Genomic DNA, 9,626 nt, shown 5'->3' on the forward strand with positions numbered 1-9,626 from the left:
ATGGCACGGATCTACCGAGACGAGGATTACCGCCCTCGCCCGAGCAGACGCGGGTCCAGGCCACGGACGAAGAACAGGCCGAACCATGACGAGGCGATCGAGGGACTCGTCACTGCCGTTGACCGTGGACGATATCGAGTAGTCGTCGCCGGTGATACCGGTGACGTCCGTGATTCCCACGGGGCCGGGGCCACCACCTCGGACGTCACGGCTGTACGAGCCTCCCACCTGCGCAAAGATGCAGTGGTGCCCGGCGACATCGTCAAACTCGTCGGCGATACCTCGGGCCGCAAGGGATCGTTGGCGCGCCTGGTCGAGATCACAGCGCGGCGGTCCCTGCTGCGTCGCAGCGCCGACGACACGGATCCGACGGAACGGGTCATCGTTGCCAATGTCGACGTCATGGGCATCGTCTCAGCCACCGAGGACCCTGAGCCCTCATACGGGCTCATCGATCGGGCACTGACAGCGGCCTTCGACGCCGGCATCACTCCCCTGCTCATCGTGACCAAGACCGATCTGAAACCGGCCGATGACATCATTGAACGGTTCTCGCAGACCGGAGTGGAGATCGTGTCCTCCGGGCTCAGCCCCGACGGGACATTGACCGATGCGACGGTGTTCGATCGTCTGCAGGGCCAGATCAGCGTTTTGATCGGGCATTCGGGAGTCGGAAAGTCGACCCTGATGAATGCGCTGGTCCCCCGCGCTGAGAGAGCCACGGGCCATGTCAATGACGTCACCGGGCGCGGTCGGCACACCTCGTCTTCGGCGATCTGCCTTCGTCTTGACGGTGGCGGCTGGCTCGTCGACACACCCGGCGTCCGCAGCTTCGGGCTCGCCCACGTCGATCGGGACACGCTGATCTCAGCCTTCCCGGAACTCGTCCAAGCCACTGCCGAATGCCCACGCGGGTGCACCCATCAGGCCGATGCGCCGGGTTGTCAGCTCGATGCCTGGGTCGATGCCGGCAATGCAGGACCCGGCGGAGTCTCACGGTTGGAGTCGCTGCGCAGGCTGCTGCCCTCGACTGGATAAGGTGGAGGAATGAACGACCTCGACCTGGCAACCGAACTCGCCGACCTCGCGGACTCCATCAGCTACCGTCATTTCGTGGCCCAGGACTTCACCGTCGAGACCAAACCCGATCTGACTCCCGTCACCGAATGCGACAGGGCTGTGGAGTCCGCGATCATGGAACGCCTCCACCGCGAACGACCGGCCGACAGCGTCCTCGGCGAGGAATTCGGTTCCCACGGAAGTTCGCCGAGGCGGTGGATCATCGATCCGATCGACGGCACGAAGAACTTCGTCCGCGGCGTGCCGATCTGGGCCACTCTGATCTCGCTCTACGACGGCGAGACTCCGATCCTCGGCATGGTCTCCGCTCCCGCTCTCGGGCGCCGCTGGTGGGCCCAGGCAGGTCATGGAGCATTCACCTCGGCGCTGGGAGAGGCCGCCAAACGCGTCCACGTCTCCGATGTCGATTCCCTCGGGGATGCCTCGATGTCCTACGCTTCGCTGTCCGGCTGGAAGGCCCTCGGTGTCCTCGACGAATTCCTTGGGCTGTGTGAAAGCCTGTGGCGGACTCGAGGCTATGGCGACTTCTACTCGTACATGCTTCTGGCCGAAGGTGCGGTCGACATCGCATGCGAACCCGAACTCGAGCTCTACGACATGGGCGCGCTGGTTCCGATCGTTCTTGAAGCAGGTGGAACGTTTACGAACACGGCCGGGGTCAGCGGACCCTTCGGCGGCAATGCCCTGGCCAGTAACTCGCGCCTGCATGAACGTGCCCTGGATTCGCTGGGACGGATTGCTCCGGACACCCGTCCTCCCCACACTCAAGTGTGAGTTCTCACCGAAACCCGATCATTTCAGAGGAAGAGGAACAGATGCCCGATGTGATGCGTGCCGATCTCTGGCATTCTATGGCTGATGCAGCCGGTCTGATCAGAGCCGACGGAACAATCGGTGAAACCATCTACGGACAGATGACGGCATTGGCCGAGCGGACCGGAGCCGTCAATCTGGGGCAGGGTGCGCCGGGCACTGCCCCTTCTGCCGAGCTCATCGACGCCGCTGCTGATGCCATGCGCGAGGGATACAACCAGTACGCTCCGGGTCGGGGCTTTCCTGCTCTGCTCGAGGCTGTGGCTCAACAGCGTCGGCGGGACTTCGGCCACGAGATCTCCGCGGAGGACGTGCTGTATACGTGTGGGGCCACAGAAGGCCTCACCGCAGCCATTCTCGCGCTCCTGCCCCGTGGAGGCACCGTTCTCACATTCGAGCCGTTCTACGACGGCTACCCGGCGGCTGTCGCCGCGGCGGGAGGCTCATTGGTCACTGTGCCGATCCTGCCCACCGACAAAGGATGCTTCGAACCGGACTGGGTTCGCTTCGACGACGCTGTCGGTGATGCCGAAGCCACTCCTTCGATCATCATCGTCAACACCCCGCACAATCCCACTGGGTTCATGTTCAGCGCCGAAGACCTGGCTCGAATCGGCCATGCGGCAGTCGCCGCGGATGCCTGGGTTCTCACCGACGAGGTTTACGAGCAGCTCATCCTCGACGACGCGCCGCACGTGGCTCCGGCGGTTGCCATGGACGACAGTTCACGGGTCGTCACTGTCTCTTCGGCGGGAAAGTCATGGAACGCCACCGGCTGGAAGGTCGGATGGGTGATCGCCGAGCCCGAGGCCCTACGCGCCATCCAAGCAGTCAAACAATTCCTCACGTTCACCGCGAGCGGCCCCCTGCAGATAGGTGTGGCGCGCAGCCTGGCCGACACCTCAGACTTCATCACCGAGAACCGTGCCTCGCTGCAGCAGCGCGCAGAAGTTTTGGTGCCGGCATGTCGTGCCGTTGCCGGAGTCATCGCGTCAACGCCGGCAGCCGGGTACTTCACCGTCGTCGACTTCTCGGCCCTGACCGATCTTGACGCTTTCGAGCTCAACGACCAGTTGGCCAGGCGGTACTCGATCGTCGGGATTCCCGTTCCCGCCCTGTGCCGGACCGGGTCCCCTGCACATACGGCATACCGGTCATCCATCCGCTACTCATTCTGCAAGTCTGCAGCCGATGTCGATCGCGGGGCTCAGCTGTTCTACGACCTCGCCGCCGAGTTGGACCAGAATCCCGATGCATTGCGCAGGGAGAGCTGATTGCACTGACGCCGCTTGAGCACTGAAACAACTGCCAAGCGCAGATAGAGCAGGGGGCGGATCGCATTGCTGCGATCCGCCCCCTGCTCTATTAGCTGCGATTGCCTCAGCGTCAGAGCGTCTGTGGCAGTGTCAGGTGGTTCAGGCTTTGACGAGTTCGAGCTCGAGTTCGATCGTGATCTTGTTGGAGACGAGCAGCTCGCCACCGCCGAGAACAGCGTTGAACTCCATGCCGAAGTCCTTGCGATCGATCTTGGCGACAGCCGAGAGGCCTGCAACCTGGTTTTCGTTGGGGTCGGTGGCAACTCCGCTGAATTCGGTGGTGAAGGTGACTTCCTTGGTCACGCCGCGCATGGTGAGGTCGCCGACGAGTTCGAACTCATCGTTGGACGCAGCGTTGATACCGGTGGACTTGAAGGTCAGCTTGGGGTTGTTCTCGGCTTCGAAGAAGTCACCGCTCTTAAGGTGACCGTCACGCTGGGGATTGCGGGTGGAGATCGACTCGACATCAGCCTCGGCGGTGACCGTGCTGTCTTCGAGGGTCTCGCCGACGTTGACTGTGCCCGCGATGTCTTCGAAGTGTCCGCGGACCTTCGAGACGCCTGCGTGGCGAGCGGTGAACGTGAACTCGGAGTGCACCGGGTCGATGTTCCAGGTCCCTGCAGTGAGTCCCTGTGGAAGAGCAGTCATGATTTCTCCTATTAGTTGAAATTTGAAGTACAAGAATGACTATAGTTTAGTTTTCAACCATCTGCAAGCGCGGACCCGGACCGCCTTCAAGCTGACGGGCACAGGTGAACGGCAAGTGAACATGTGGCGGACGTCACCCGACTTCGGTTTGGCCTGCAGGAAACAGCTCGTGTAAAGTAGAGATCACGACGCGGGGTGGAGCAGTTCGGTAGCTCGCCGGGCTCATAACCCGGAGGTCGCAAGTTCAAATCTTGCCCCCGCCACGTTGTGAATGTGTCGCAGCATCGTTGACTCGATGTTGCGGCACATTTTTTGTCTCTGACTCACCTCTCCTGAGGGACTCATCTCTCCCATCCCTCCTGAGGGACTAATCTCTCCTGGAGGTCAGGCTCCACGGCCCCCAGGGAGGAAGTGCGCGAACAGCACCCGATTATGCTTCTGACTTGCGAGGACGTAGTATTTAACGAGTAGACAAACGCCGCGGGGTGGAGCAGTTCGGTAGCTCGCCGGGCTCATAACCCGGAGGTCGCAAGTTCAAATCTTGCCCCCGCCACGAAAGTGGCAGAGCCCCCAGTCAGTTCATATGACTGGGGGTTCTTCGCATTCATCCCTGCTTTGGCTCTGGTCTCACCCTTCCCCGTGGGGCAGAGGTCATTGAACTCGAACGCCCCTCTCAGGGACAGCCGAGGAGCTGCTGCGCTCCGAAGGAATCAACTTCTGCTCGGCGGCAGCCAGCTGCGTGCCGACACCCTCTACGAAGAACTCGATTCGATCGCACCCACCGTATTCTCGATTCGTCCGGGACTCCCGTGGAAGGAGAACTTCGCGCTCGTCGGCGAAGCACTGGGTATGGAGAATGAGGCCACCGACGTACTCAACGACTACACAAGAGCCACCGACGACCTCGATGAGGCAGTCGACGGCAGACCGACGATCTCGCTCGTACGTTTCATGCCCGAGAGACTGCGACTCTACGGCGACAAATCCCTGATCGGCGTCATCCTCGACGATGCCGGGCTCGCTCGCCCCGAAGCACAGGACATTGCTGAACTCGCAGTGGAGATCTCTCCGGAGAACCTCGATCGGGCCGGTGGCGACTACGTCTTCTACACCAGTTATGGCGACCCCGAGGCAACCGGTGATACCACGGCGCTCTCCGGCAACCAGTGGACGGGCCTGTCGGCCGTCGAGGATGGCAGAGCCTTCCGAGTCGATGACGACGTATGGCCCCTCGGATTGGGTCCCATCGGCGCGGGGCAGATCGTCGCGGGGCAGATCGTCGATGACCTCGACAGCTATCTGACCGACTGACTGAACGGGAAGAGCGTCTCCTTTCCCATTGCGCTGACCTTACACTGAGCACCGGCACAAGTCGGGCCCCTGGGATCCGATCGGATCCCAGGGGCCCGACTCATTCAGCGTCGACCGGTGCGGACGTCAGTTGCCTCCGCCCTGATCGGCCGGGTCACTGGCTGGAGCCGAGGCTCCGTCTTTTGTACCATCCTCGGCCAGAGACGGATCGGCTGCCACCGCATCCTCAATCGCATTCTTGAGACGATCCTGAGCCTTTCCGTACTTCTCGAAGTCACCCTCCTTGAGGGCTGCGTCGGAGTCCTCCATCGCCTTCTTGGCTTCTTCCAGCGCCTCGTTGAGGTTCTGGTCGTCAGACTTGGCACCGGAGTCGCCGCCGCTGCTGGACCCGCCCGATTCGCCGGAGCCGCTGTCCTCGGTGCCGGCGTCTCCTGCCTTGGCACCGGAGTCGCCGCCGAAGACCTGGTCGAGAGCCTCATCCAGGGTCGGAGCGAATCCGATGTCCTCGCCGAAGGCCACCAGCACGTGCTGGAGCAGCGGGTAGGACGTGTCGCCGGCGGACCGGACGTAGACGGGCTGCACGTAGAGCAGGCCACCGCCGACGGGCAGCGTCAGCAGATTGCCGTTCTGAACTTCAGACTCGCCCTGACGCAGCAGGTTAAGACTGCGCTGCACATCGGGGGCAGTGTTGAAGTTGTTCTGCGCCTGACCCGGACCGGGCACCGTCGTGTTACGCGGCAACTGCAGTAGTCGGAGCTTGCCGTAGCCATCTGCCACTTCTCCCTTGGAACTGCCGGCGTCAGCATCTGCTGACAAGAAGCCGGTCAGGTTATTCCGTGCCTGCCCTTCGGAAGAGCGCGCCGGAATGTAGGAGCTCGTGAGCGAGAACGACGGAGTCTTCTGGCCCGGCATCTGCAGAGTCATGTAGAACGGAGGCTGCGTCAGACCACTGTTGGCCTGTTTTGTCGGATCCGTCGGCAGCGTCCAGAAGTCCTGGCCAGTGTAGAACTCACTGGCCGTGGTCACGTGGTACTTCGTGAGCAGATCACGCTGCACCTTGAACAGGTCTTCCGGATACCGCACGTGGCTCATCAGATCGCCTGACATCTCTGACGACGGTTTGATGAGGTCAGGGAAGATCTTCATCCACGTCTTGAGGACGGGATCTTCCTTGTCCCACTGGAACATGTCGACCGTGCCGTCATAGGCATCGACCGTGATCTTGACGGAGTTGCGGATGTAATTGACCTCTTCATCCGGAAGTGTGGCCACTGCGTTGGGCGCAGTTGCCGTCACCGAATCCTCGGTCGCTTCCTGCAGCGGCTGAGGTGTCGAATACGGGTAGTCCTTTGCCGTCGTGTAGCCGTCAAGGATCCACTTGATCTTGCCGTCGACGACAGCAGGGTACGGATCGCCGTCGATCTTGAGGAACGGGGCAAGCTTCTGCACGCGCTCACGCGGGTGACGCTCGTACAGGATCTGCGACTCATCGTTGACTGCATCGGAGAGCAGAATCTGCTCATCCTGATACTTCAGCGCGTAGGCCAGACGGTTGAAGAGGTTGCCCAAAGTCGGACCGCCGTCGCCGGTGAACGTGTTGTTCACCTGGCCCGAACCGCTTTCCTCATCGGAGGGGTAATCAAGCTCCCGTGGTGTCGCGCCCTTCTCGCCGCCGACGATCGAGTAGTCCGGTGAGCTCTCACCGAAATACACGCGCGGCTCATATTCGGGGAACTCCCCCTTAGGCGGAATGTCGGACTCCATGAACAGCGGCTCACCATCAGGGCTGCGCTGATTGCCGTTGGCGGCAACGACACCAAACCCGTGGGTGTAGACGATCGCACGGTTGTACCAGCTCTGGTTATTCACCGAGTCCGGGGCCAACTCACGAACCGCGATCACAGTGTCGCGCATATCGCCGTCGATCTCGTAGCGATCGACGTCGAGCTGCTCTGGGAAGGAGTAGTAGGGCCTGACCTGCTGCAGCTGGCGGAACGTGTCCGAGACCAGGTTCGGGTCGAGAAGACGGATCGACGCAGCGGTATCAGCGTCTGCACGCAGAGCGCCCTTCTCACCGCTGGTGCTCGGCTCATACGGGGTCACATCGATGTCGTCGAAGTCGAAGCCATCACGAGTCGCATCGATGTTGTGCTGAATGTACTCGGATTCCAAGCTCTGCTGAGAAGGGCTGACCTGGAACTGCTGGACCATCGCGGGATAGGCGATGATCGAGATGCCGCCGAGGACGATGAGCGTCGCGGTCGCGATCAACGAGATCCGCCAGTTCCCCTTCCACGCCGTATAGACGAACAGGAACGCAACGAGCACCGCTGCGATCGCTACGATGGCCATGGCCGGCAGCGCCGCCCTGTCATCGGTGAAGGTCACACCGGGAACGATGCCGCCGGTTGACGTCAGTCGTTCGTACCTGGCCAGCCACAGACGGCCCGCCTGAATCAGGATCAGAACGCCGACGGTGATTCCCAGCTGCCACTGGGCCGTCTTCGTCAGGATGACACCCTTCTGCTCCCCTGGGCGGATGCCGCCGAAGAGATAATGCCCGACGAGTGCTGCGATGAGCGACAGCAGAACGGCCATCCCCACCTGGTCTCCGATCAGCCGCAGGCCAGGCAGAACGAAGACGAAGAACGACTTGTCCATCCCGAACTGGGCATCCTTGGAGCCGAAGGAGGTCGAGTTCATCCACTGCAGAACGGTGTTCCAGTGCGAAGAAGCGGTGATTCCGCTGAGCACGCCGACGACCGCTGGAATGGCGAATGTCGCAACTTTGCGCAGCGGTTCGATGGCTTCACGGTACCGATCGAGGTTCTCCTGGCGCGGAGTAGTCGGAGCGTACACCGGGCGATTGCGGAAGGCCAGGTGCAGGCTCACCCACACCGGGATCGCCATGACGACGAATCCGGCCGCGAATGTCAGTCCGCGGGTGAACCACATGGTGCGGAACACCTGCGAGGCATCGATCTGTTTGAACCACAGCACTTCGGTGTACACCTGCGTGAATGCGATGAAAGCAACGAGCAGTATCGCCACTGACACGAGAGTGAGCAATAGGGGCGAACGTCTGGGCCGGTTCGTCGGCATTCGTGTGGAGGTGGGTGAGGACGGAGAGCTCACTACTGCCCTTTCTCGTTGTTGTCGGCGCCGCCAGCTGAACACTTCTTAAGATCCGAAGTGTCTCCGGCTGCGTACTGCTCCACGGCATTCTGCGCATCATCGAGCGTGTCGATGCGCGCCACCGTGATCTTGGACTGATCGGCAGCCTTGATGACCTCTGCACAGTTATCTGCGGGCGAAAGGAAGAGCTTCGCCCCCTTCGCAGTCGAGGCCGCTACCTTCTGTCGGGCACCACCGATGGGGCCCACATTTCCTGCAGGATCGATCTCGCCGGTGCCTGCCACATGCTTTCCACCGGTCATAGCACCGGGTGTGAGTTCGTCGACGATCGCCAATGCGAACATGGTGCCCGCTGAGGGGCCGCCGATGCCTTCGACGTTGAAGGCCACATCGACGGGAAACTCAAAGTCCTGTTTCATGCTGATACCGATGGCTTTGCGCCCGTCGATCGTCTCTGATTTCAGCGCGACGTCGACTTTCTTCCCACCGCGTTCGACAACGAGGTCGACCGAGCCGGAGGACTGAACCGTCTCACTCATCACCTGTGCAGCTGACGGATCGGAATCCAATTTCTTCCCGTTCACGGAAATGATCCGATCGCCCTTGCGCAGTTCCGCCTCGGCGGCGAATCGGGAACGACATCACCGACGAGAAGGTGAACCTTATACGGTCTGTCGAGCTGTCCCATTGCCGCGGCAACGGCCACATCCTGGCTGGAAGACATCTCCACCGCGTTGGAAGCGGTCACGTCTTCCCGCGTCGTGTCGAGCGGATAGTAGGCCTCGGTGGGGATGACCGTCTCCTTGCCGTGGAGCAGCGCGCCCAGCGCCTGCGAAGCATAGGTATCCCGGCCCGGGCCGCCGCTCACAGCCACTGTGAGCATATCGATGCGGCCACTGGTCGGGTAGGTTTTGGCACCGGAGACGTCGATCATGGGTTTGTCCTGATAGTCACCGAGGGTGTTGAACACCGGCCCAGGCAGCTGCAGCATGTATGGCACCGGCAGCAAAACCGCAAGAGCGATGAGGATGTATGTCATGACCCCTGAAGTCGTGGTCAGACGTGGAGCGCGTCGTCGAGTGTCGCCACGCGTCGGTGCTGCGGGCACCGGCACGGCCCGAGGGGCATTAGCTGTCATGTGATCCTTTCGCTGCACCGCCCAACCAGTCTAGTTGAAACCTGACCGTGAGTTTCACAGACTCCTTTCGCCCGGTGCGAACATCATCCGAAACCTCCCGAATTGGGAAGCTTCCCACATGCGGAACCGTTAACGTATAGGACAAACCGATCCTTGGGGGCTTTGAGAAAAATGAGCGATGACAA

8 protein-coding genes and 2 tRNA genes are annotated in these 9,626 nt (G+C 61.5%); 6 read left to right on the forward strand and 4 right to left on the reverse strand.

Annotated elements, in window-relative coordinates; all coding sequences use genetic code 11:
- Genes rsgA through HX613_RS21550 form a run of 3 tightly spaced genes read left to right on the forward strand, consistent with a single transcriptional unit; the run spans position 1 to position 3,167 of the window.
- Positions 1 to 1,038, forward strand: a complete 1,038-nt coding sequence (rsgA, locus tag HX613_RS21540; protein ID WP_235347178.1) for a ribosome small subunit-dependent GTPase A — start codon at positions 1 to 3, stop codon at positions 1,036 to 1,038.
- Between the two features lie 9 nt (positions 1,039 to 1,047).
- The gene (hisN, locus tag HX613_RS21545; protein WP_235347179.1) at positions 1,048 to 1,854 is read left to right on the forward strand and encodes a histidinol-phosphatase; all 807 of its coding nucleotides are present in this window, start codon (positions 1,048 to 1,050) and stop codon (positions 1,852 to 1,854) included.
- Positions 1,851 to 3,167 (forward strand): aminotransferase class I/II-fold pyridoxal phosphate-dependent enzyme, encoded by a 1,317-nt coding sequence (locus tag HX613_RS21550; protein ID WP_235347180.1) that lies wholly within the window; start codon positions 1,851 to 1,853, stop codon positions 3,165 to 3,167. The genes hisN and HX613_RS21550 overlap by 4 nt, the downstream gene beginning before the upstream one ends.
- 141 nt (positions 3,168 to 3,308) lie before the next feature.
- Here HX613_RS21550 and HX613_RS21555 read toward each other — a convergent pair whose 3' ends face one another.
- The gene (locus HX613_RS21555; protein WP_235347181.1) at positions 3,309 to 3,857 is read right to left on the reverse strand and encodes a YceI family protein; all 549 of its coding nucleotides are present in this window, start codon (positions 3,855 to 3,857) and stop codon (positions 3,309 to 3,311) included.
- A 189-nt stretch (positions 3,858 to 4,046) separates the two neighbouring features.
- Between HX613_RS21555 and HX613_RS21560 the strand changes: the two genes are divergently transcribed.
- From HX613_RS21560 to HX613_RS21570, 3 genes are all read left to right on the forward strand, one after another.
- Positions 4,047 to 4,120 (forward strand) — tRNA-Met (locus HX613_RS21560).
- A 216-nt stretch (positions 4,121 to 4,336) separates the two neighbouring features.
- Positions 4,337 to 4,410, forward strand: a tRNA-Met gene (locus tag HX613_RS21565).
- A gap of 5 nt (positions 4,411 to 4,415) precedes the next feature.
- Positions 4,416 to 5,168, forward strand: a complete 753-nt coding sequence (locus HX613_RS21570; protein ID WP_235347182.1) for an ABC transporter substrate-binding protein — start codon at positions 4,416 to 4,418, stop codon at positions 5,166 to 5,168.
- 126 nt (positions 5,169 to 5,294) lie between these two features.
- On the opposite strand, the gene HX613_RS21575 is transcribed toward HX613_RS21570, so the two are convergent.
- Genes HX613_RS21575 through HX613_RS21590 form a run of 3 tightly spaced genes read right to left on the reverse strand, consistent with a single transcriptional unit; the run spans position 5,295 to position 9,441 of the window.
- A complete protein-coding gene (locus tag HX613_RS21575; RefSeq protein ID WP_442862630.1) occupies positions 5,295 to 8,303 on the reverse strand; it encodes a UPF0182 family membrane protein in 3,009 nt (1,002 codons plus the stop codon).
- Positions 8,303 to 8,842 (reverse strand): S16 family serine protease, encoded by a 540-nt coding sequence (locus tag HX613_RS21580; RefSeq protein WP_235347193.1) that lies wholly within the window; start codon positions 8,840 to 8,842, stop codon positions 8,303 to 8,305. Before HX613_RS21580 ends, HX613_RS21575 begins: the two co-directional genes overlap by 1 nt.
- Before the next feature lie 41 nt (positions 8,843 to 8,883).
- Positions 8,884 to 9,441, reverse strand: coding sequence for a hypothetical protein (locus HX613_RS21590; RefSeq protein ID WP_235347183.1), 558 nt, complete (start codon positions 9,439 to 9,441; stop codon positions 8,884 to 8,886).
- Positions 9,442 to 9,626 lie beyond the last annotated feature (185 nt).

This window comes from Brevibacterium sp. UCMA 11754, from assembly GCF_021532275.1.
GTDB lineage: Bacteria > Actinomycetota > Actinomycetes > Actinomycetales > Brevibacteriaceae > Brevibacterium.